This window comes from Hymenobacter humi (assembly GCF_042665855.1).
In the GTDB taxonomy this organism is placed as follows: domain Bacteria; phylum Bacteroidota; class Bacteroidia; order Cytophagales; family Hymenobacteraceae; genus Hymenobacter; species Hymenobacter humi.
Genome location: NZ_JBHTEK010000001.1, coordinates 1,536,151 through 1,558,064, shown reverse-complemented (window position 1 = coordinate 1,558,064; position 21,914 = coordinate 1,536,151). Strand labels below are relative to the sequence as shown.

The 21,914-nt window shown below is 62.7% G+C and carries 21 protein-coding genes and 3 pseudogenes; 9 read left to right on the top strand and 15 right to left on the bottom strand.

Going from position 1 to position 21,914, the window contains the following annotated elements:
* Positions 1-550 precede the first annotated feature (550 nt).
* Positions 551-940 carry a hypothetical protein gene (locus ACFQT0_RS08855; RefSeq protein WP_380202041.1) on the top strand — a complete coding sequence of 130 codons (390 nt, stop codon included), beginning with the start codon at positions 551-553 and terminating at the stop codon, positions 938-940.
* A gap of 92 nt (positions 941-1,032) precedes the next feature.
* On the opposite strand, the gene ACFQT0_RS08850 is transcribed toward ACFQT0_RS08855, so the two are convergent.
* The 5 genes from ACFQT0_RS08850 to ACFQT0_RS08830 all read right to left on the bottom strand — a co-directional run bounded on the left by ACFQT0_RS08850 (position 1,033) and on the right by ACFQT0_RS08830 (position 4,193).
* Positions 1,033-2,199 carry an L-dopachrome tautomerase-related protein gene (locus tag ACFQT0_RS08850; protein ID WP_380202039.1) on the bottom strand — a complete coding sequence of 389 codons (1,167 nt, stop codon included), beginning with the start codon at positions 2,197-2,199 and terminating at the stop codon, positions 1,033-1,035.
* 119 nt (positions 2,200-2,318) lie between these two features.
* Positions 2,319-2,894, bottom strand: coding sequence for a hypothetical protein (locus ACFQT0_RS08845; protein ID WP_380202037.1), 576 nt, complete (start codon positions 2,892-2,894; stop codon positions 2,319-2,321).
* A 17-nt stretch (positions 2,895-2,911) separates the two neighbouring features.
* Positions 2,912-3,163 (bottom strand): SHOCT domain-containing protein, encoded by a 252-nt coding sequence (locus ACFQT0_RS08840; protein ID WP_380202035.1) that lies wholly within the window; start codon positions 3,161-3,163, stop codon positions 2,912-2,914.
* Between the two features lie 25 nt (positions 3,164-3,188).
* The gene (locus tag ACFQT0_RS08835) at positions 3,189-3,917 is read right to left on the bottom strand and encodes a hypothetical protein (protein WP_380202033.1); all 729 of its coding nucleotides are present in this window, start codon (positions 3,915-3,917) and stop codon (positions 3,189-3,191) included.
* A 21-nt stretch (positions 3,918-3,938) separates the two neighbouring features.
* Positions 3,939-4,193: a hypothetical protein gene (locus tag ACFQT0_RS08830; RefSeq protein WP_380202031.1), complete on the bottom strand. Its 255-nt coding sequence runs from the start codon at positions 4,191-4,193 to the stop codon at positions 3,939-3,941.
* 133 nt (positions 4,194-4,326) lie between these two features.
* On the opposite strand from ACFQT0_RS08830, the gene ACFQT0_RS08825 reads away from it, so the two are divergent.
* The 8 genes and pseudogenes from ACFQT0_RS08825 to ACFQT0_RS08790 all read left to right on the top strand — a co-directional run bounded on the left by ACFQT0_RS08825 (position 4,327) and on the right by ACFQT0_RS08790 (position 14,599).
* The gene (locus tag ACFQT0_RS08825) at positions 4,327-4,515 is read left to right on the top strand and encodes a hypothetical protein (protein ID WP_380202029.1); all 189 of its coding nucleotides are present in this window, start codon (positions 4,327-4,329) and stop codon (positions 4,513-4,515) included.
* A 286-nt stretch (positions 4,516-4,801) separates the two neighbouring features.
* Positions 4,802-6,879: pseudogene (locus ACFQT0_RS08820) on the top strand (prolyl oligopeptidase family serine peptidase).
* 342 nt (positions 6,880-7,221) lie between these two features.
* Positions 7,222-7,398 carry a hypothetical protein gene (locus ACFQT0_RS08815; protein ID WP_380202027.1) on the top strand — a complete coding sequence of 59 codons (177 nt, stop codon included), beginning with the start codon at positions 7,222-7,224 and terminating at the stop codon, positions 7,396-7,398.
* A 5-nt stretch (positions 7,399-7,403) separates the two neighbouring features.
* Positions 7,404-9,971, top strand: coding sequence for a S8 family peptidase (locus tag ACFQT0_RS08810; protein ID WP_380202025.1), 2,568 nt, complete (start codon positions 7,404-7,406; stop codon positions 9,969-9,971).
* A 206-nt stretch (positions 9,972-10,177) separates the two neighbouring features.
* Positions 10,178-11,569 carry a 7TMR-DISM family protein gene (locus ACFQT0_RS08805; RefSeq protein ID WP_380202023.1) on the top strand — a complete coding sequence of 464 codons (1,392 nt, stop codon included), beginning with the start codon at positions 10,178-10,180 and terminating at the stop codon, positions 11,567-11,569.
* On the top strand, positions 11,559-12,119 hold the full coding sequence (locus ACFQT0_RS08800; RefSeq protein WP_380202021.1) for a sensor histidine kinase: 561 nt from the start codon (positions 11,559-11,561) through the stop codon (positions 12,117-12,119). The genes ACFQT0_RS08805 and ACFQT0_RS08800 overlap by 11 nt, the downstream gene beginning before the upstream one ends.
* Before the next feature lie 256 nt (positions 12,120-12,375).
* Complete coding sequence (locus tag ACFQT0_RS08795; protein ID WP_380202019.1) at positions 12,376-14,112, top strand: DPP IV N-terminal domain-containing protein; 1,737 nt, start codon at positions 12,376-12,378, stop codon at positions 14,110-14,112.
* Positions 14,081-14,599 (top strand): alpha/beta hydrolase family protein, encoded by a 519-nt coding sequence (locus ACFQT0_RS08790; protein ID WP_380205955.1) that lies wholly within the window; start codon positions 14,081-14,083, stop codon positions 14,597-14,599. Before ACFQT0_RS08795 ends, ACFQT0_RS08790 begins: the two co-directional genes overlap by 32 nt.
* Before the next feature lie 385 nt (positions 14,600-14,984).
* Here ACFQT0_RS08790 and ACFQT0_RS08785 read toward each other — a convergent pair whose 3' ends face one another.
* The 10 genes and pseudogenes from ACFQT0_RS08785 to ACFQT0_RS08740 all read right to left on the bottom strand — a co-directional run bounded on the left by ACFQT0_RS08785 (position 14,985) and on the right by ACFQT0_RS08740 (position 21,838).
* Positions 14,985-16,280, bottom strand: coding sequence for an FUSC family protein (locus tag ACFQT0_RS08785; RefSeq protein ID WP_380202017.1), 1,296 nt, complete (start codon positions 16,278-16,280; stop codon positions 14,985-14,987).
* A complete protein-coding gene (locus ACFQT0_RS08780) occupies positions 16,264-16,824 on the bottom strand; it encodes an FUSC family membrane protein (protein WP_380202015.1) in 561 nt (186 codons plus the stop codon). Before ACFQT0_RS08780 ends, ACFQT0_RS08785 begins: the two co-directional genes overlap by 17 nt.
* Positions 16,746-17,150 carry a hypothetical protein gene (locus tag ACFQT0_RS08775; RefSeq protein ID WP_380202012.1) on the bottom strand — a complete coding sequence of 135 codons (405 nt, stop codon included), beginning with the start codon at positions 17,148-17,150 and terminating at the stop codon, positions 16,746-16,748. Before ACFQT0_RS08775 ends, ACFQT0_RS08780 begins: the two co-directional genes overlap by 79 nt.
* Before the next feature lie 389 nt (positions 17,151-17,539).
* Entirely contained in the window at positions 17,540-18,412 is an 873-nt protein-coding gene (locus tag ACFQT0_RS08770) for a cyanophycinase (RefSeq protein WP_380202010.1), read from the bottom strand.
* A 94-nt stretch (positions 18,413-18,506) separates the two neighbouring features.
* Complete coding sequence (locus ACFQT0_RS08765) at positions 18,507-19,769, bottom strand: FAD-dependent oxidoreductase (protein WP_380202008.1); 1,263 nt, start codon at positions 19,767-19,769, stop codon at positions 18,507-18,509.
* A 101-nt stretch (positions 19,770-19,870) separates the two neighbouring features.
* A pseudogene (locus ACFQT0_RS08760) lies at positions 19,871-20,080 on the bottom strand (FAD-dependent oxidoreductase); the annotation flags it as partial.
* A 335-nt stretch (positions 20,081-20,415) separates the two neighbouring features.
* Positions 20,416-20,556, bottom strand: coding sequence for a hypothetical protein (locus tag ACFQT0_RS08755; RefSeq protein WP_380202006.1), 141 nt, complete (start codon positions 20,554-20,556; stop codon positions 20,416-20,418).
* On the bottom strand, positions 20,525-20,815 hold the full coding sequence (locus ACFQT0_RS08750) for a bestrophin family ion channel (RefSeq protein ID WP_380205954.1): 291 nt from the start codon (positions 20,813-20,815) through the stop codon (positions 20,525-20,527). Before ACFQT0_RS08750 ends, ACFQT0_RS08755 begins: the two co-directional genes overlap by 32 nt.
* A gap of 73 nt (positions 20,816-20,888) precedes the next feature.
* Positions 20,889-21,359: pseudogene (locus tag ACFQT0_RS08745) on the bottom strand (bestrophin family protein); the annotation flags it as partial.
* Between the two features lie 62 nt (positions 21,360-21,421).
* Positions 21,422-21,838, bottom strand: coding sequence for a RidA family protein (locus ACFQT0_RS08740; protein ID WP_380202004.1), 417 nt, complete (start codon positions 21,836-21,838; stop codon positions 21,422-21,424).
* Positions 21,839-21,914 lie beyond the last annotated feature (76 nt).

Here is a 21,914-nt window from a genome sequence, read left to right as displayed (position 1 = left end):
ATACAGGCAAAAACCTAAATTCGGATTCACGAATTGAGCTGATTTTCAGCTCAATAGTTTCAAGCACAAGTAGCCTCGACGGGTTGCCTGGCCAATTTATTACAAATCGCGGGGATAGTCGAGCGCCCTTTACGGCAAGCGGCAGGCACGCAGCCGGGATAATATACCACCGGAGATTTTATTCTCAACCGTACGGGGCAAAAGCTCCTGCGTTTGCGCTTTTACTTCTATAAACTTTCGGCTATAAGGGCGCCATATGGAACGTCAGGCGCCTTTGAGTTGGACATTTTAATTTTAAGAAACTTATCTATCTGCCTCACCGTTAACACTTTTCCCTCTCCCGAAAAATCAGGAGGGCGCCCATACTGCCAGGCGAGATTGGCGGCGAGACGAAACCCTTTTAAATGAATAATGTACGGTTATTTGCAGACATCCTATTAGCAGCCTCCGCGTTAGTTACCCCCTATTTTCATCCGCCCCAGCCGAACGCAAAGCCACCGGTCTGGTTAAGTTCATCGCGCCGCTAGAGGTTACCCGCCGCCCCACTGTTGTGCGCCGCGAGGTAAAAACCAAAACCAAGTCCTACGTTGCCCAGAGCCTCACCTACCGGGTGACGGCCACCATCTACGAGGCAGTACCGGGACAAACCGACAACGAGCCGTTCGTGACGGCTGACAACTCACGCATTAAACCGCATTACGGGACCAAAAAGCGCTGGATGGCACTGTCGCGCGATTTGCTTAAGCCCTGGGGCGGAACATTCAAATTCGGCGATACGGTGCGCGTAACGGGCATCTCGGCCAAGCTGGACGGTGTGTACACCATCCACGACACCATGAACAAGCGGCACCGCCACTGCATGGACATTCTGGCCCACACCAGCGAAAACCTGGACATCTTTACCAAAGGCGTAAAAATCCAGAAAGTTGCTATGCAATAACTACCGTTAGCTATACTTATCTTATCGCTACCCTATAAAAAAGCCCCGCCCGTTTGAGGCGCGGCTTTTTTTGTGCCCGGCATTTTCCTGAACTATTTCGGCAGCGGCATCTTGAAGATGCGGAAGGGTTCATGGGGTTGAGCCACGCCTTTGTTCCAACTGGGCATCTTGTGAATGGCCGAATTGGCTACGTAGAGGTTGCCGTCGGCCGCGAAGCTGTAGGTATCGGGCCACTGCAGGCGGGGGTCCTTGGCCACGGTTTCGATTTTGCCCGCTGGGGTGCGGCGCAGCAGGGCGCTCTGCTCAAACGAGGTGAGGTATACGTTGTTGGCCGCGTCGATTTCCAGGCCGTCGGAAGCCGGGATTTCGCCCACGGTTTCAACCTGCTGGCCCAGTTGGGCTTCGCTAAGGCCAGGGTTGCGCAGGGCCGCGGTCTTGATGCGGTAGAGGGTGTGACCGGTGAGCGGGCAGTAGTAGAGGTAGGCGTTGTCGGCGCTCAGGGCGATGCCGTCGGCGTTGAACTGGGCGGGCTTGCCCTGCGCATCTATCATGGGGTGGCCCTCGGCTTTTATCACGAGGCCTTTTACCGCTTTGGTCGACGGATGGCTGCCGAGCAGGCGGCGCGATTTGGTGGTTTTCAAGTCGACCACCACCAGTGCGCCCGTGCCCGATTCGGTGATGTAGGCATAGTTGTTCTGCAAGTCAATCCGCACGTCGTTGAGGTAGGACTTGCGCGGGGCCACGCTTTCGGGGAAGGAAATATTGAGCAGAACCTGGCCGGTCTGGGGGTTGGTTTTCACCAGCTTGGGGCCGCCGGGTACGGTGCCTTTCAGGCCGGGCGAGGCGGGGTCGAGCACCCACAGCATGCCCGATTTATCGGTAAACACGCTTTGGGGGCAAATCCAGTGTTGCTGGGGCTCGTTTTTCTCGGCATCGGTCCAGGTGCACCAGCGGGCGTTGGGGTACGGTGCGAGGGTGTTGTTGGGCCCCACGGCAGCCACTGGGTACACTGGGTTATAGTCCCAGCGGGGGAAGCAGGCGAAGATTTTGCCCCCGGGGGCCACGGCCACGCCCACCATTTGTGGGCCCGTAAATTGAGCCACCACCCGCAGGGGCGAATTGGTGAGCGTATCGGGGCCGGCCGCGACGGCGATGCTTTCGGTATCGTTGGTATTTGGCGACGAGCAGTTGCCCAGCAAAAGGCCCGTGGCGGCCAGCACAGCCAGCCAGCGGGACGAAAGAAGGTGCGAAATAGCCATACAGAGGGGGTCGGGTGGAAAGGAAAAGAAAACCTCAGCCGGGCGAGGCTGAGGTTTAGCATACGGCCACGGGCCCAGCACGTTGGGCTTGGGCGCACTGCTCCCCGGTTGCGGGCAGCCTAAGGCGTCGTGCTCGAGTCGGGCTCGGTGCTGGCGGTAGGCGGCACCACTACAGCCGAGTCGCGGACGGGCGCCGCGGGCCGGGGCCGTACGGCTGGGGCCGGGTTGGTGGGCCTTACCCGGATGGTTTCCGGCTCGGCCACGGTCTGGTTGAGAGGCGCGGCCTGGGGGCCGGTTTCGATGGGCGCGGCCACCGAGTCGGCCGCGGTCCGGCTGGTGCTGCTGATGTGTTCAGACGGGTGCTTGTTGAGCGAGAGGTACACCACCAAACCCAGCAAAGCCAGCAGGCCCCCGATGGAAAGGATGAGGGCCAGCGGACTGCGCTTGGCGGGCGCTTCGGACTCGGGAAACTCGTTGGCTACCCAGCCGGCGTCGGCATCCGACAGGGGCTCGGGGGCCCGGGTCGGCGGAGGCGGCGGCATGGGCGGTGGCACGGCGGCAGCCGGCCGCGGCGGCGCAATGGGCTCTCTTTTGGGCTCGGCGGCAGCGGGAGGCGGGGTGCTGCCACTCAGCGTAGAGGTCAGGGGCACGTTTTCCACCAAGGGGAACTGCGTGGGCGCTGGCGCCGGCGACACGGGTGGCGGAGTTGCCGCTACCGCTGGAGGTGTAAAAGCGGAGCAGACGCCGGCGGCGCTGGGGTTACCGGCGGGGCGACCGGCGCGGCTACGGGGGCGGCGGGCTTGGGAGCTGGCGGCTCCGCTGCGGTAGATGCTTGCGAGGCGTTAGGGTCCGTGAACACCAAGCGCTGCTTCAGGGCCTCAAACTCGGTGGGCGTGAGGGCGCCGGCATCGAGCATTTCCTTGAGCTGCCGCAGGGTTTCGAGGGGCGAAGAAGGGTTTTCCATGACGAGAGTACGGGCCGCGCCGGGGCTAGTTTTTGCGGTCGAGGGCCGTAAGGCGGTCGCGGCGGCGCTGCAGGCGCACGCGGCGCTGCTCCAGTTCCTGCGAGGTCTTAATCAGAGAAACCGAGTCAGAGCGCGACTGCAGCAGGTTTTCGGCGTTTTTCTTCTTCAGCTCCTCGATGCGGGCCAGGTTGGAAGCGGTGTTGTTTTGCAGCGAAATCCGGTTCTTCTCCAGCTTTTCTTTTTCCTTTTCGCTGGCCTTGAGCTGCTTTTCGGCGTCGGCAATCTGGTCGCGGTAGGCCTTGAGCCGGGCAGCGGTGGCAAAGCTCTGAACCATGGTGCGCACGGCGGTGTATTCGGTGGCGGTTTTGTCGGGCGAGAAGAACGTGTTGTCGTCGAACCCGCCGAACACCGCCACTTCGGCCACCGAGTCGGCCGGGGCCACCACCGTGGCGTAGAGGTTCACCAGCTTGCCGGAAATGGCGTTGGCGGGCGTTTGGCGGGCTATCAGCACGTCGTTTTTGCCCACGCCCAGCACGCCGCCGCTTTTGAACTTGATGTTGTAGTTGCTCTTCATCCAGCTCTGGAAGTACTCGCGCACGTCGGTGGCCTTGCCGTCGACCTGCACCTTGAGGGCCGGGCGCGGGCTCTTGTTGTAGTTCACCTCGCTGGCGCGCACGTCGTAGAGTTGGGCCAAGGCCGGGGCGCTGGTCAGCAGGCCCGTTATAGTCAGTATGAGGGCGAAGATTTTATGCATAATAGGGGCTTTGAATGTGCCTTAACGGAGCTCGTGGCGGTCGAAGGCGGCCTGCAAATCGGCACGCATCAGTTGAAAGCGGTCGATGGCGGCGGCGAGAAACTCCTCGTCCAGCAGCTCGCGCACTTCGGCGTCGGTGCCGGTGAGCAGGTCGAGCTCGGCCACTTTGTAGGTCTGCTCCAGATTGCCCTGCTCCAGCTTGAGCAGGAACTTGCCGTTCCAGGCCAGCAGCGTGATTTTGACGGCGGGATGGGGGATGTCGGCAACGTGGCGCATAGAAGAAATTGAAAGGGCCCGAACCGGTAGCGAAGGTAGTAAGCTCAACCTAACCCCTCTCCTGCGGCGGGCGTAAAACTACGATAGTTCAGGCCCGCGGGCCATTTTCATCCACTTTCAACCATCCATTGCCATGCCTCAGGGAGATAAGTCCAAGTACACGGACAAGCAGAAGCGTCAGGCCGAGCACATCGAAGAAGGCTACGAAAAGCGGGGCGTCCCAAAAGACGAAGCCGAAGCTCGGGCGTGGGCCACGGTGAACAAAACCGACGGCGGCGGGAAACAACCCGGCGGCTCAGGACGTAAGAAATCAAGTAAATAAATGTTTGTGCGCCTATGCGCTAGCAGGTGGCCCTAACCTACCACAAAAAGCCCCGCCAACAGAGTTGGCGGGGCTTTTTGTTGGGTACTGCGGTAATGAAAGAACGTCATACAGAGCGCAGCAAATTTACTGCAGTACTATTCCAATCGTCTGTCATGCTGAGGCACGAAGCATCTTCTCACGGCTCCACGATTCGTTCCGCGGTGAGAAGATGCTTCGTGCCTCAGCATGACAGGACGAGCATAATTCCGCCCCATCATTTCGCGCTGGGGCTTACTTTTCGCTCATGAAAAAGTTCTTCTCCGCTGCCCTGGCCATGCTGCCGCTGGTGGCTCACTCCCAAAATCCCACCGTACTCACTCCCGAAAAGCTCTGGCAATTGGGCCGCCTGGGCGAAATGCACGTGTCGCCCGATGGCAAGACGGTGGCCTACACCGTGACCAAGTACAGCTTGGCCGAAAACAAGGGCAACGCTGACATCTACACCGTACCCGTGGCCGGGGGCACACCCAAAAAGCTCACCGACACGCCCGGCTCGGAAAGCACCCTGAACTGGCGACCCGATGGCAAGCTGACGTATCTCTCGGGCGAAAGCGGCACCGACCAGCTCTACGTGATGGGCGCCGACGGCTCGGGCAAAACCAAGCTCAGCGAATTTCCGGAGCAAGGCCTGAGCAACCTGAAGTACGCGCCCAAGGCCAATTTCATCCTCTACACCCAGGACGTAAAATCCGGCCCCACCACGCTGGACCTGTTTCCGAACTTGCCCAAGGCCGACGCCAAAATCATCGACGACCTGAACTACCGCCACTGGAACGTGTGGGACGACCACCTGGCCAGCCACGTGTTTTTCCAGCCCCTGGGTTCCGACGGCAAGCCCACCGGTTACGGCAAGGACGTGATGGAAGGCGAGAAATTTGACTCGCCGCTGATGCCCGACGGCGGGGCCGAGCAGCTGGCCTTCGCACCCGACGGCTACCGCCTGGCTTACACCAGCCGCAAGCTCACGGGCAAGGCCGAGGCCGAAAGCACCAACTCCGACATCTACCTCTACGACATCCGCAGCGCCAAAACCGTGAACCTGAGCGAGGGCCTGGGCGGCTACGACACCGAGCCCGCCTTCTCGCCCGACGGCCGCCAGGTGGCCTGGCTCAGCATGGCCACGCCGGGCTTTGAGAGCGACCGCAACGGCATTGTGGTGTACGATTTTGCCAGCAAGAAGCGGGTGGACATCACCAAAGGCTCGGAGCTGAGCGCGGCCAACGTGCGCTGGAGCGCCGACGGCAAAACCCTCTACTTTCTGGCCGTGGTGACCGGCGCCGAGCAGCTGTTTTCGCTGCCGGCCAAGGGCGGCAAATTCGCCAGCTCACCACCGGCGCGCAGAACTACAACACCTTCGAGCCTGGTGGGCAAAGGCCAGGCCGTGGCTAACCGTACCACGCTGTCGGCCTTCGCCGACCTCGTGCGCCTCGACCTGAAAACCGGCAAGGAAACGCCCCTGACCACCATCAACCAGCAAGAGCTGGCCGGCATCAAATTGGGCAAGGTGGAAGACCGCCGCGTGACCACCACCGACGGCAAGCAGATGCAGGTGTACGTCATCTACCCGCCCGATTTCGACCCCGCCAAGAAGTACCCTACCCTGCTCTACTGCCAGGGCGGCCCGCAGTCGCCCATCACCCAGAGCCAGAGCTACCGCTGGAATTTCCAGCTGATGGCGGCCAACGGCTACATCGTGGTGGCGCCCAACCGGCGCGGCCTGCCCGGCTTCGGCCGGGAGTGGAACGACGCCATTTCGGGCGACTGGGGCGGCCAGGCCATTCGGGACTACTTCTCGGCCATCGACGCCATCAGCCAGGAGCCGTTTGTCGACAAGGACCGGCGCGGCTGCGTGGGGGCCAGCTACGGCGGCTTTGCGGTGTACTACATGGCCGGCCACCACGAAGGCCGGTTCAAGACCTTCATTGCCCACGACGGCCTCTACAACCTCACCGGTACCCCAGCACCGAGGAAATGTTCTTTGCCAAGCACGACATGGGCGGCGCGCCCTGGGACGTGCCCACGCCCAAGTCCTACCAGGAATTCAACCCGCAGTTGTTTGCCAAAAACTGGGACACGCCCATTCTGGTCATTCAGGGCGGCAAGGACTTCCGCGTGCCCGAGGGCCAGGCCATGGAAGCCTTCGGCACGGCGCAGCGCGGGGCATTCCGAGTCGCTTTCTGTACCTGCCCAACGAGGGCCACTGGGTGCTCAAGCCCCAGAACTCGGTGCTCTGGCAGCGGGTGTTTTTCGACTGGTTGGGCCGCACGCTCAAGCCCGATACCGGCAAGGCTTCGAAATAGCTCAACCGCCGTTTGCACCTGACACCCGATGCCACAAGGCCGGTTCTGCTCCTGCGGAACCGGCCTTTTTGTCCAGACACCTTTGCGAAATTTGTAATTTTTCTATTAAATCCAAACAATTTTTAGTTGAGCTAGAAATACTTTTTAGCAGCTATTCGTTGCCAATAGCTCAATTAAAAAATATTATAAACCAATACGTTAATTAAATAAGAACTTATGTCCAAAAATAGGCAAACCTAAATACTATGCAAGCACGCGTTGAACCAAATTATGAAAATCCTTCAACAAAAGCGAAATCCAATTGCAAATTCTCTCCGTAAGGCTGGTAAGTTTCAAATTTTCATAAACCCCGCTTACCTTTTTTATGAAGAGAATACTACTGATGGTGATGCTCTGGACGGGCAGCACTATGGCCATGCAGGCCCAGGCCCTCATCGACCCGAAACTGCAGGAAGCCGTGGCCAGCGGGACGGGCATTCACCAGGTCATTGTGACTTTCCAAGGTTCGGGGCTCCCTCGGCCGCGGCGCTGCAAACCCTGAGCAGCGTGGGCATCACCAAAGGCTTGACCTTGCGCCAGCTGCCCATTGCCGGCGTGCTGGCCACCAACGCCCAGATTGCCCAGCTCGCCGCCGACCCCACCGTGCTGTCGGTGTACCTGAACCGCCCGCTGCAGCTTGACAACGACGCTGCCACCGCCCTCACCGGGGCCCAGCGCGTGCGGCTCAACCCCACCTTCACCCAGCGCAACGGCGGCCTGCCGGTGGCCGGCAACGGCATTGGCCTGGTGGTGAACGACAGCGGCATCGACGGCACCCACCCCGACCTGAAGCTGGGCGCTAACCTCAAGCAAAACGTGCTGGGCACCACCAACCTGAACGCCCAGGACGCCATGCTGCCCATCACCTACCTCGAAAACGTGCCCAACACCGACCAGACCGGCGGGCACGGCACCCACGTAGCCGGCATTGCCGGGGGCACTGGTGCCGCCTCCAACGGCCTGTACGCCGGCGTGGCCCCGGGCGCCGACCTGGTAGGCTACGGCACCGGCGCTGGCCTGTTCATTCTGGACGTCATCGGCGCCTTTGACTACGCCTTGGTCAACCAGTTCCGCTACAACATCCGGGTTATCACCAACTCGTTTGGCACCACCAGCGACATTGCCACCGACGTCGACCCGCGCGACCCCACCACCCTGGCCACCAAGCGCTGCGTCGACCGCAACATTGTGGTGGTGTTCTCGGCCGGCAACTCGGGCTCGGGTTCGGGCACCATCACGGGCAACTACAAGAAAGCGCCGTGGGTGATTGCCGTGGCCAACGCCGACAAGGCAGGCGTGCTGGCCCCGTCGTCGTCGCGCGGCCGGAAAGGCGTGAGCGGCACCTTCACGGCCGATGGCCAGACCTTCACCTGGCGCGACGAGCCGACGGTAACGGCTCCCGGCACCGACATTATCTCGACCCGCGCGGTGTCGCCCATCGGCGCGCTCAGCACCCAGCAGGACGTGGAATCGGGCATGGACCCCGCCCACCTGCCCTTCTACACGCACCTCACCGGCACCTCCATGGCCGCGCCCCACGTGGCCGGCATCGTGGCCCTGATGCTGGACGCCAACCCCGCCCTCACGCCGGCTCAGGTGAAGGCCATTCTGGAAGAAACCGCCACCAACCTGCCCAACCGCGAATCGTGGGAAGTAGGCCGCGGCATGGTGAACGCCTTCGCCGCCGTGGACCGCGCCTTCCGCGCTGCGCCCGGCTACGGGGCCTTTTCGAACGCCACCCGCGTGTTCAACAGCAGCGTGAATACCGCTTCGGTGAACAGCGCTTTCACCATCGATTTCAACCCGCTCACCACGGCCACCAACGCCAAAACGTTCTCGGTGCCTTCGGGCACGTCGTCGCTGGAAGTGAGCTGCAAGGTGACGGGCGCCCTGGGCGAAACCGGCAACCCCATCAACCTGGTGCTGCTCTCGCCCACTGGCAAGCGCTACGCCTCGGGCATCTCGGTGCTGTTTGCCACCAGCCCCGGCCGCTCGGTAGCGGTGGTATCGCCGGAAGCCGGCACCTGGACGGTGCGCCTCGACGGCCTGCAGGGCGCCGCCCTGCCCGAAACCGTGACCGGTTCGATTTCGCTGAACCAGGCCACCGGCACCACCGGCCTCGCCGACGTGGTGGGCCACCCGGCCGAAGGCTCCATCAAGCTGGCCGTGAGCAAGCGCCTGGTCGACGGCCTGGCTTCGGGCTTTGCCCCCGACCGCGACCTGACCCGCATTCAGCTGGCCGACTACCTGGTCATGGGCCAGGCCATCCGCCAGTTCCTGCCCCTGGACGGCTCGGTTTCCTTCGGCGACGTGAGCACCCGCGAGCGGCTGCTGGCCGAATCGGTAACGGCCCAGGGCGCCGCCCTGCGCGACCGCAACCAAAGCAAGAACGGCGTGATGCTGCCCACGGCGGCCGGCGTGTTCTCGCCCAATGCCTCGGTGTCGCGGGCCAGCCTGGCTTATTCGCTGGTGCAAAGCCTGGGCCTGCAAGCCAGTGCCCAGAATGCCCCGAGCTCGGTCACGGTGCTCGTGAACGGCCAGCGTATTCCGGTAGAAGACGCTGCTCAGATTCCGGCGGGCCTTGCCGGCTACGTGCAGGTGGCTCTGGACATGAACATCATGAACGCCTTCTACACCCTCACCCAGGGTCCATTTGACCTGCAGCCGGTGGTGCACGCCACCTTCAAGCCCCTGCAGGTGGTGAAGCGCGGAGATTTTGCCGTGCTCGTGACCCGCACCCACGACCAGTGGAACTCGACGGCCGCCGCCAACATCTCCTCGGGCGCAACGGCCGCGGGCAGCAGCACCCAGCAGCAGGCCGAGGCCATTCAGGCCGCGCCCAACCCCTTCCAGAGCCGCACCGTGCTCACCTATACCCTGGCCGAGGCCGGGGCCGTGCGCCTCGAAGTATTCAACCTGCTCGGCCAGCGCGTGAAGACGCTAAGCAACGAAGTGCAAACCGCCGGGGTGCACACGCAGGTGTTCGACGGCTCGCAGCTCGCGGCCGGTACCTACATCTACAAGCTCACAGCGGGCAGCAAGTCCAGCAGCGGCCGCATGGTCCTGACGCGCTAATCCCAATATTACCGCGACGCAAAAAACCAGCTCAATTTGTTGAGTGGTTTTTTGGCGTTTTAGGCCACCCCAGGCCACCAAAGCCCCTTCACTATCGCAACCAGATTAGCTCAGCAAAAGGTAAGCTCGGCAGTCTGGGTAATTATTTTAAAACCAGAATAATTTGTAGTTAATTGCCAGCCGAGCAACTCTACTTTCCTGTGTTCATGCGGTTTCGCTTTTTCCTTGCGCTGGTGTTGGGGTGCTGGCTGCTGGGCAATGGTGTAGCGCAGGCAGCCGGCCCCACCGAGCAAAAACGAAGCGACACCCTGCTGCTCAAGGACCCCAAGGGCGCGCACATTTCCGAAGCGTACCGCTACTACACCGAGCCCTTCGACGTGCCGCCCGACCCCGAGCAGGCGGAGGCCCAATGGCGGGCGGGCAAGTTCCGGCCCGGGCGTTGGCACAAGACGCTCAACCTGGGCCTGATGCACCGGCGCGTGTGGATGCGCCTGCCCGTGCGCAACACCGAGCCCCAGCGCCTGCGCTTCCTGTGGAGCATCTTCAACTTCACCGACAGCGCCGCGCTCTACTGCCGCCGCCAGGGCGAGACAAAGTTCACCCGCCTGGGCACGGCCAGTTCGTGGACGCCGGCGGCCGAGCGGCCGTTTCCGGCCCGCTCGCTCAGCTTTCCCTTCACCCTGGACCCCGGCGAAGCGGCCGTGCTCTACCTGCGCGCCGACATTCATACCGGCGGCGTGTACCTGCCCACCTACATCGAAACCGCCGAGCACTTCCTGAGCTGGGAAATGGGGTTTCCGTTTGAGCGGCACTGGGTGTGGCTGCTGGGCTTTTACCTGAGCAGTGCCCTGTTCAACCTGGTGCTGTTTGCGTTCCTGCGCGACCGCATTTACCTGTGGTACGTGGCCTACGTGGTGGGTGTGTCGCTGTTTTTGATGATGGAAGACGGGCTGGATGCGCTGCTGCTGCCGGCGTGGCTCTACCGGGGGATATGGTCGGTGGGCCAGTACAACATCATGCTGCTGGCGGCCGCGGCGGGCATTCGCATCATGCAGCTGTTTCTGCGGCTGCACAGCGACTGGCGCCGGCTGAACCGGGCCGGGATTGGGCTGATTGCGACGGTAGTGGTGTTTGTGCTGGCCTATGCCCTGCTCTTTCAATGGGCCGTGCACCACAGTCTGTCCACCGTCGAATGGCTCAACAACGCGCGGGAGGTGCTCATGGTAGCCGTTTTTGGCTACAGCTGGGTGACACTGCTCACCCTGCTGCGGAGCCCCGGCGGCGGCGTCTGGCGGCGTACTACACCCTCACCTACTCCTTCTTCTTCACGGGCTTTGCCATTTTCTGGCTCAACCACCTGGGCTGGACCAGCTTCAACCCCGTCTACCCCAATGCTCTGGCGTGGGGCCTGTTTCTGGAGCTGCTGGTGCTCAGCGCCCTGCTCACGGGCCGGTTCCGGCACACGCTCAAGCAAAACGCCCTGCTGCGCATCCGCGAGCCTGGAGCAGCGCAACGAAGTGGGCCAGCGCCTGATTGCCGCCCAGGACGCCGAGCGCGAGCAGGCTGGCCCGCGAGCTGCACGACGCCATGGGCCCTAACCTGGCCGCCCTGCACATGGCCTGGCAAAGCACCGCCGTGCGCGACGCCCTGGCCGCCGCCCCGGCCGCGGCCTCCATCAGCCGCCTCACCGAGGAAATCCTGGGCGAGCTCTACGCGCAGGTACGCCAGATAAGCCACGCCCTGCTGCCCGCCGAGCAGGGCACCAACCGCCTCACCAGCTCGGTGGCGGCCCTGTGCGAGGCCCTGAACGTGAACGGCACGCCCCAGGTGCACACCCTGCTCGATGGCGACCTCGACCATCTGCCCGTGCCCGTGCAATCGGCCGCGTTCCGCATCGTGGCCGAGCTGGTGAACAACGCCGTGCGCCACGCCCAGGCCCAGCACGTGCAGGTGCACCTGCGCCGCCGCCCCGCCGAAGTTGAGCTGTGCGTAGAAGACGATGGCCGCGGCTTAGCGAAGGGCCCGGACGCCTCCATCACCGGCATCGGCTTGCGCGGCGTGCGCACCCGCACCGCGTACATGGGCGGCTCGGTGAGCATCGAGGCGCCGCCGGCCGGCACGCGCATCGTGGTGCGCCTTCCCTGCTGAGGGAGGATGGTTTCCAGCACCCTATATCACTGTGCAGGCACCACTTATGCACTAGAAGCAATCGGGTTAACTGTTCAGCCGGGTATTTCGCGATATCTTAGGCTTCCCAAAATTCTGACGGTTAACTCGCTTCTTCTAAAGCCTATGCACAAGTATTTACTGGCCCTTACGGTGTCAGCTTTCTCCGCTTCGGCGGTGGCCACGGCCCAGCAGCGCCCGCCCTCACCACCAGGACTACGCCCGGGCCGAACGCTTCATGGCCTACAACACCGCCGCCCTGGTAGACGGTACCAGCGGCCAGCCCAACTGGCTGGCCAACGACCGATTCTGGTACCGCGTGATGACGGCCCAGGGCAGCGAGTTTATCTTGGTAGACCCCGCCCGCAAAACCCGCAAACCGGCCTTTGACCATGCCAAGCTGGCCGCCGCGCTATCGGCCGCCAGTGGCAAAACCTACGAGGCTGTCCGGCTGCCGTTTCGCAGCTTCACGTTTTCTCCCGATGAGAAGAGCATTTCTTTCGCGGCGGGTGGCAAAAATTGGAAATACGATGTGGCCAGCGGGCAAGTGAGCCCCGATGCCGAGCCCGCGGCCAAGCCCAACCCCAACGCCGAAAACGAAATAGAGTCGCCCGATGGCCGCCTGGCCGCTTACATTCAGGATTACAACCTGTGGGTGCGCGACACCAAAACCAACCAGAAAACCCCGCTCACCACCGACGGCGCCAAGGACTACGGCTACGCCACCGACAACGCCGGCTGGACGCACAGCGACAAGCCCGTGCTGCGCTGGTCGCCCGACTCGCGCAAGATTGCCACCTTCCGGCAAGACCAGCGCAACGTGAGCGACATGTACCTCGTGACCACCAACGTGGGCAAACCCACCCTTAAGGCGTGGAAGTACCCGCTGCCCGGCGACAAGGACATTCCGATGATAGAGCGGGTGATTGTGGAAGTGAACACCCCGAAAGTGGTGCGCTTCCAGATGGCGCCCGACCCGCACCGCGGCACCCTTTCCGACGACATTTCCAGCAGCGGCACTTTCGACGACGTGGACTGGAGCCCCGACGGCAGCCAGCTGGCCTTCGTATCGACCTCGCGCGACCACAAGCAGGCAAAAATGCGGGTAGCCGATGCCGCCACCGGCGCTGTGCGCGACGTATTCGAGGAAACCGTGCCCACGCAATACGAGTCGGGCCAGGGCGCAATCAACTGGCGCTACCTGCCCAAAACCAAGGAGGTAATCTGGTACTCGGAGCGCGACAACTGGGGCCACCTCTACCTCTACGATGCCACCAACGGCAAGGTGAAGCACCAGATTACGAAGGGCAACTTTGTGGTGACGAAGCTGCTGAAGGTAGACGAAAAGAAGCGCCAGCTTTACTTCCTGGCCGATGGCCGCGAGCCGGGCAACCCGTACTTCACCCACCTCTACCGCATTGGGCTCGACGGCAAGCACCTCACGCTACTCACGCCGGAAGCCGGCAACCACCAGGTGACGCTGGCGCCCTCGGGCCGTTATTTCATCGACACCTACTCGCAGCCTGACCGGCCCGGCGCCACCCTGCTGCGCGCCGCCGACGGCAAACTGGTGACCGCGCTGGAGAAAACAGACATTTCCCGCCTTACCGCCACGGGCTGGAAGGCGCCCACGCCCATCACGGTGAAAGCCCAGGATGGCCAGATTGACCTCTACGGGCTGATGTTCACGCCCACGGCGCTGGACCCGGCCAAGAAATACCCGATTATCAACTACATCTACCCCGGCCCGCAGGGAGGCGGCGTGGGCAACTGGTCGTTCGCGGCGGCCCGGAATGACCACCAGGCACTGGCCGAGTTGGGCTTTGTGGTAGTAGTGATTGAAGGCAGCTGCAACCCGCTGCGCTCCAAGAGCTACCACGATGCCTGCTACGGCAACATGGCCGAAAACACGCTCTCTGACCAGGTGACCGGCATGCGCCAGCCTGGCCCAGAAATACCCCTACATCGACCTTAACCGGGCCGGCATCTGGGGGCACTCGGGTGGCGGCTACGCCACGGCGGCGGCCATGTTCCGCTACCCCGACTTCTTCAAGGTGGGCATATCGGAATCGGGCAACCACGAAAACCGCAACTACGAAGACGACTGGGCCGAGCGCTACGTGGGTCTGCTCAAAACCAACCCCGACGGCACCACCAACTACGACAGCCAGTCCAACATCACCTTCGCCAAAAACCTGAAAGGCAAGCTGATGCTCGCCCACGGCCTGATGGACGACAACGTGCCGCCCTCCAACACCCTGCTGCTGGTGGAGGCCCTCACCAAAGCCAACAAAAGCTACGACCTGGTGGTGTTTCCGAACGCCCAGCACGGCTTCGGCGCCTACTCGCCCTACATGACGCGCCGCCGCTGGGACTATTTTGCGCGAAACCTAGCCGGCGTTGAGCCGCCCCAGGACTACGAGATGAAGGCCAAGCCCGACCCGCGCAATACGATACAGTAAGTGCGCTAGGGACTGCCTGAATCGGTGACGGAAAGGCGGGATGAATTATCAGTCAGCGGTCACCGCTCACATAATTTACTCCGCCTTTCCGTCACCGATGCATTTATGGGCCATCCGAATAGGCCGTAAAATGAAAGGTCATGCAGAGCAGGTGGAAGCATTTATACCGCGCCTCCTGTCATCCTGAGCGAAGCGAAGGACCTTCTCACGTTGGCAAGAATTGTTCTGCCGTGAGAAGATCCTTCCTTCGTCAGCATGACAAATGGCGCGGGCGAGATGCTTCGACAAGCTCAGCATGACCTTTCATTTTACGGCCTATTCGGATACGCTCCTATTGCCTCTACGGCACACGTTACTCGCACAGGCTAACCGAGGCCACAGCTACTCAAAGAGCTTTGGCCTTTTCCGATAGCACCTCGGTCACTTTGCCGATATCGCCGCTTACTTTTTGCAGAAACGCGAGCTGCTCCAGCAGCAGCTTGTCGTCGGTGGCGTTGGCAGCAACGGGTTCGGCGGGGCCCAACTCGGGGGCCGGGCCGGCTTTGTCGGGCGCAATCTTAGTGAGGCTCTTGTGCAGGTTGGCCAGGGCGCTGGTGAGGGCCCGGCGGCTTTCGGGTGGGAAAGGCGGCACGGCAGGCGCGGCCTCGCGCAGGGTGGCGGTGAGGGCCGCGATGTTGGAGGAAAGAATGTGGTTGAGCACCACAAATTCGTGGGTTTCGGTGGGGCGGTGCTGCTTGCTTTTGGGCTCGGCGAGCATGCGCTGGAAAGCCGCCGCGAGGTTAGCGCCGCTCACGTACACGTCTTTGCGCAGCAGGCGGTACTCGTTGGCAGGCAGGGGGCGGCCGGCGAGGCGGTTGGCCAGCTGGCGCAGGTAGGCGAGGTTGGCGCGCAGGGCCGCGGCCATGAAGTCGGTGAGCTGGTCCGATTCCCAGTTGGGAAACAGCAGGTAGCCGGCCGAGAAGGCAATGGCGCAGCCCATGATGGTGTCGACAATTCGTTCCTGCACCACCCCGATGTAGCTCAACCCCAGAAAGCTGAACAGGATAAGCAGGAAGGCCGTGATGAACACCACCGTGACCAGGTAATGCGTGCGCTGGAAGCTGTAGGCCACCACCATAAACAGCACCAGCACGGCAAACTGCACTTCCGTCCAGGGCAGCAGCCAGAGCACGGCGGCCCCCAGCGCGCCGCCCGCCAGCGTGCCGCTGATGCGCTCGATGTTGCGCTGCCGCGTGAGGCTGAAACCGGGCTTGAGCATGATGGTCACCGTCATCAGAATCCAGTAGCTGTGCTGCCCGCGCCAGAGCCAATGCGACACCCCAAACGCCACCAGGCAGGCCAGCATCATGCGCATGGCGTGCCGGAACACCGCCGATTTCATGGTCAGGTTCTGGCTCAGGGCCTGCAGCTCAATTTCCTGGTGGGCCACAAACTGGCCGTGCTCGGCCGCGCGGCTGGGCGCGGGCGCCGCGGCGGCCTGGCTTTCGTCGAAGTAGCGGCGGATGTTGCCCACGCGCCGGGTGATGTCGCGCAGGTTCACGAGAATCTTCTTCAGCACCAGCGTGCTCCCGCCAGTGGCGTTATCGGCGTCGAGGGCGCTGATGCGGGTTTGCAGGCGCGCGAGGTCGGCCGTGTGGTCTGTGGCGGCCCCGGCGTACGGCCGGTTAGCCTGGATGGCCACGCCCAGGTGGTCGAGGCTCGGCGGCGAGGTGGCGGATGAGGGCCGCTACTTCGGGCAGCACGCCGCTGCCGCCGTAGGTGGCCCGCACAGTGGCGTAGTCGTAGTACGTGGCCGTGATGCGCTCGTACAAATCCACCGTTTCCACGAAGGTGAGCACCAGGCGGCGGCCGATGCTGGTGGTTTCGCTCACTATCTGGCGGGTGCGAAACAAGACGTCGCGCACGGCCTCCTGCTTCTCATTCACCACCACCTGCTGGGCCACCAGCTGCCGGTAGTCGTCGTCGAGCGCGGTATCGGAGTCGTAGAACCGGGCTTTGAGCTCCAGAAAGCGCGCCAGGGCATGAATGCACTCGCCCAGCGCCTGCTGGGCCGGGCGGTAGGGCCGCACGCGGTGCACCAGCAGGGCCAGCCCGGCGTACCAGAGCCCGCCGAGCAGCAACAGGCCCGCGTGGGGCAGCACCCGGTTCAGGGCGGCGGCTGGGCCAGCACCAGCACCACGTTGAGCAGAGCGGCCGTGCCCACGGCCCCGGCCCGGCCGCCCCACACCAGCAGCATGGTCAGCCCGAAGGCGCAGGCGCCCACCACCAGCCCCAGCAGCCACACGTTGGCCGCCGCCAGCCCCGTGAGCAGGGCCGTAACCACCACCAGCGCCAGGGCCGCCAGCATGCCGTTGCGGCGGTGCCCCGCGGGCCCGGGCATGTCCGGTATGCTCAAACACACGGCCCCGGTCGAGATGGTGAAACCCTCGTTGAAGTAGCCCAACTGCGAGAAGACCAGCGCCGGCAGCAAAATCGCCAGCGTGGTGCGCAGCCCATCCGAGAAATTCTGCCCGAAGAAGAAGTACTGAATGCGGCGCGTTTGGATGCTCATGCTACGCAAATAAACGAGCTTAGCTCGACCGTCGGCCATATTCCTTCTTCTGAGCGCAAAACCGTTTCAGGTCCGGCCGGCGGCTACTGCTCACGGGGAGCTGCCGGCAAGCCCAGGCGCAGCTCAATTTTCAGCTCAACCGGCTCCGAACAGGTATTAAAATGAAACGTCATGCAGAGCTTGCCGAAGCATCTCTACCGCGCCTCTTGTCATGCTGAGGCACAAAGCATCTTATCACGGCTCAACGATTTGTGCTGACCTGATAAGATGCTTCCTTCGTCAGCATGACAGACGATTGGTTTAGCACTGAGGTAAAGATGCTTCGACTGCGCGGACGCCAGATGAGCATGACGTTCTTTTTGCGAAGAGGGTATTTTTCGGATAGGTTCTTAGCGGTGCAGGCTCTCCTGCGTGGGCAGGGTGTAGCGCTGGCCGCTGCTGAGGATGTGCATCCGCAGGTCGCGGATGGTGATGGGTTCGCCCGGCTTGATGAGGTGGATGTTGGTGGCCGTCACGTCCTGGCCTTCCACCACCGTCACCACACCGCTGCCGATGACTTCCACTTCCCGGCCCTGGGTTACCACTACGCCGGTGTCTTCTTCCAGGCCCAGGCCAATGCAGCCGGGGTTGGTGGCAATAATCTGGGCCATGCGGATGATGCGCCCGCGGGCCACAAAGTGCGTATCGATGGCCACATCGTGCAACAGCTGCAGGCCGGTGGTGATGTGGATTTCATCCTTGAGCATGCCCTGGTTGTCGCGGCCCTGGTAAATCATGGGCGTGCTCATGGCGGTGGCCCCGGCGCTGGTGCCGGCTATCACGATGTCGTCGTAAGCGTACCGCTCCTTGAGGCGGCGCAGCCAGGCCGTGCCGCCGAGCAGGGCCGTGAGCCGGAGCTGGTCGCCCCCGGTGAACATGACGCCCGCAGCTTCGTCGAGCAGCTTCAGGTTCTCGTCGGTTTCGGCGTCGGCCCGCTCCCGGGCATTGAACACCTCCACCCGCTTTACGCCCAGCGCCCCAAATACCTTCACATAGTCCTCGGCCGCTTCGTCGGGCTCTTCCGAGGCGATGGGCACCACCACGACAGGGCCATGGCCGCGCAGCTCCTCCACAAACCGGCGCAGAATCGAATCCGAGGCGTATTCGGCGTTGGGGTCGCGGCTGGGCCGGGGGTCTTTTTCTTCGTGTCCGCCAATGGCAATGAGGGTGCCGCGGGGCGAGGGGCAGTTGCTTTCGAAATTCGTTTTTTTGCGGGCTGGCATGATGATTCAGAAACATGATGTTGAGCGTTTTTAGCCCAATCGAAGCCGCAGCGCTGCTGGCACCGGACGGAAACTTCTCTGGTATTCGGCGTGCTTACGCCGGCGCCAGGCCGGTATTGGCGGGGCCGTTCAGCAGCTCGCCCAGGGCTGTGAAGCGGGAGCCGTGGCAGGGGCAGTCCCAGCTTTTCTCCAGGCCGTTCCAGTGCACCACGCAGTGCAGGTGCGGGCAGATGGCCGAGCATTCGTGCGTGGTGCCCTGTTCGTCTTTGTACACGGCCACTTTCGTGATGCCGCGGCGCATCACGGCGCCCGAGCCGTTGGGAATGTCGTCCACAGAACTCACATCGCCGCCCGTGAGCAGGTCGGTGTACTCCATGGCCACGTTCACGTTCTCCTTGATGTACTCCTGCGCGCTTTCGCGCTTGAGCGTGATGCGGCCCGGGTCGTAGAGCTTGGCCCACGGGTTGTCGCGCTCATTTATCAGGTCCGACACGATGAGGGGGCCCAGGGTGCCGTGGGTCATGCCGTGGCCCGAATCGCCGGTGATTATGAACACATTGTCGGCGTCGAGGGGGTTGCGGCCGGCGTAGCCCAGGCCGTCGGTAGGCTCCATCACCTGGCCCGACCAGCGGTACTCGAAGTCCTTCACCATGGGAAACCGGTCGCGGGTCCACTCTTCCAGGCAGCGCAGGCGGGCAGCGGGGTCGTCGGCCTGACCTGTTTTGTGGTCTTCGCCGCCCACAATCAGCAGGTCGTAGCCGGTTTGGCCGCCGCGCGGGCCGGTAGCCACCTCCTGCAGGCGCACGTAGTGGTAGGGGTCGGCCATGTCCCAGTACAGGGCCTTCGTTACCGAGCCCTTGGGCACGCGGGCACCCACCACGTAGGTACGGTAGGGGTGCTGCTTGGTGTGCATCACCACCCGGTCGTTGAAGGGCGTGTTGGTGGCCACGACGATGGCGCGCCTGGCCTTGGCCTCGGCCCCGTCTTCGGTTACCACGCGGGCGCTGGCGCCGCCGTGCACTTCGCTCACGTGGGTGTGGGTGCAGATGCGCCCGCCCTGCAGCACAATGGCCTCGGTGAGCCCCGCCAGATATTTCAGGATGTGGAACTGCCCCTGGTTGGGCCAGCGCAGGCATTCGCCCGTGTCGAAGCCCGTGGTGCCGGAGTGGGGCAGCAGCTCCACGTCGGTGAGGCCGGCGCGGTGGGCGGCGTCGCGCTCTTCCACCAGCTCCTTGTGCGTGCCGTCGGCGTGCAAAAACAGGTAGCCGTCGAGCCGGGTAAAGTCGCAGTCGATGTTCTCGTCCTGTACAATCTGCTCAATGGTGTCGATGGCCGTGCGGTGGCTGTCGGCCGCCACTGGGCGCCGTCCTGGCCAAAGAGGTTTTCCAGGGTCGTGTACCGGTCGTCGAGGGCGTACGAGAGGTGGGCGGTGGTGCGGCCGGTTTCGCCGCTGGCCAGCTCCCCGTCTTCCAGCAGCAGCACCTTATGGCCTTCCTTGCTCAGCAGGTAGGCCGTGGTGAGGCCCGCAATGCCGCCGCCCACTATCACCACGTCGGCCGTGGTGTTTTCGCTGAGCGGCTCGAAGCGGGGCAGAGCGGGTGCGGTACCAAACCACGACGAAATAGTAGAACCAGAAGTGCGGGCGGGATTGGGGAGTTTTGTGGGCATAAGGCGGGAAAGGAAGGAACGGATTCCCTGCTTACGCCCCGCTGTCGCTCCGCGTTAGGTTGAGCTTACTTTTTGGCAAGAGATAATAGGCAGAACCACAGCTCCCCTCCTTTTTAAGGAGGGGATGTTCGAGCCAAAGGCTCGGACGGGGGTGGTTGCCCTCGTTGAACGATGGTAGAACGAGTTGGGCTGGAATCGTTCTGCCGCCAGTCGTTCGGGTGTCGTTCAACAAGTGTAACCACCCCGGCTCAACTTAAAAGTTGAGCGTCCCCTCCTTAAAAAGGAGGGGAGTTGTCCGCCATCTTTCACCTTTTCTACTGCCCTAAAACAGAATGTCATTCACGGGGACAACTTTGGCCGGCAGGTCGGTTTCGGCCAGCAGGCTCGCGCAGGTCGATTTCGATGCTGCGGCAAATGGCCGTCATCGGCACGTCGTTGATTTGGTTATCGAAGGGGTTTTCGCTGGTGTGGCCCACCAGGCTCAATCGTGTTGAACACGCCCGATACCAGCACCGCCACGGGCACCAGCAGCCAGATGTGGCCGGGGCCCATCTTCGCAAATTCGGACAGCAGCCCCAGGGGCAGCACGGCGGCAAACACCCACACAAAGAGGAAGCTGAAAAACGCATATTGCCGTGGAAACGGCGTGTTTTTTATCCGCTCGCAGCCACCCTGGGCGTTGAACATGTCCTGAATGGTGTCCATCAGGGCCACGTGGCGGTACTCGGTGAGCAGGCCGCGCTGGTGCAGCAGGCGCAGGCTCGTCGCTCTGGTGGCGCAGCAGGTGGGTGGGCGGGTTGTTCATGCGGCGCACGTCGGCGTCCTCGGCATCGTCGAGAAAGGGCGCCACGTCGCTGTCCCAGAGTTCGGCGGTTTGGCCGCGCAGGTGCAGCCGCAGGGCATTGACCCAGGCTATCTGGCGGTAGAGCAGGCGCTGGTGCAGGTCGCGCACTTCCTCGGTATCGGGCAGGCGGTCGCCGGCCATGGGCTCCACAAAATGAAACACGCGAATCGACCAGGTCCGGCTTACGTTCACGATGGTGCCCCACAGCTGCCGCCCTTCCCAAAACCGGTCGTAGCTGCCGTTGCTCTTGAAACCGATGTAGAAGGCCACCGCCGTACCCAGCGTGGCCACCGGCCCCCACGGAACGTCTATCCAGCGCACGTGCCCGAACTCGTAGAGCAGGCAAACAACCGAGTCATAGACCGTAAACAAAAGCAGGCTGGGCCACGACAGGGCCCAGACCACTCCAAAACGAAGATTTTTACGAACGTACATGCATACTTGAGTTAGCTGCGGGGCGCGGCCCCGCTGGGCTAACTCCAAATGCAGGGCAGAGGTTATCCCGCGCCGAGGGCCGCGATGCACTTCAGCTCAATGGCAATGGGCGTGGGCAGGCAGTTAATCTCGAGGGTGGTGCGGCAGGGCTGGGCCGTGGCAAAGTACTCGGCGTACAGGCGGTTGTACACCGGAAAGTCGTCCTTCATGTTGGTAAGAAACACCGTGACGTCCACCAGGTCGTCCCACTGCGCACCGGCTTCTTCCAGGATGTAGCGCACGTTTTGAAACACCGCCCGGCACTGGCTTTCGAAGTCGTACTTCAAGATGCTGCCATCCGAAGCCAGCTCCACGCCGGGAATGGCTTTCTGGCCCCGCTGGCGCGGCCCTACGCCCGACAAAAACAGCAGGTTGCCCACGCGGCGGGTGTACGGGTAGGCACCCACGGGCTCGGGGGCGCGGGAGGTTGGCTCGGTCATGGGAACGGGAATTTTAGCGGGAGCGAAAGTAAACGCCGTCAAAGAACGTCAGCCCAACTGATTCCCCAGCGGGTCC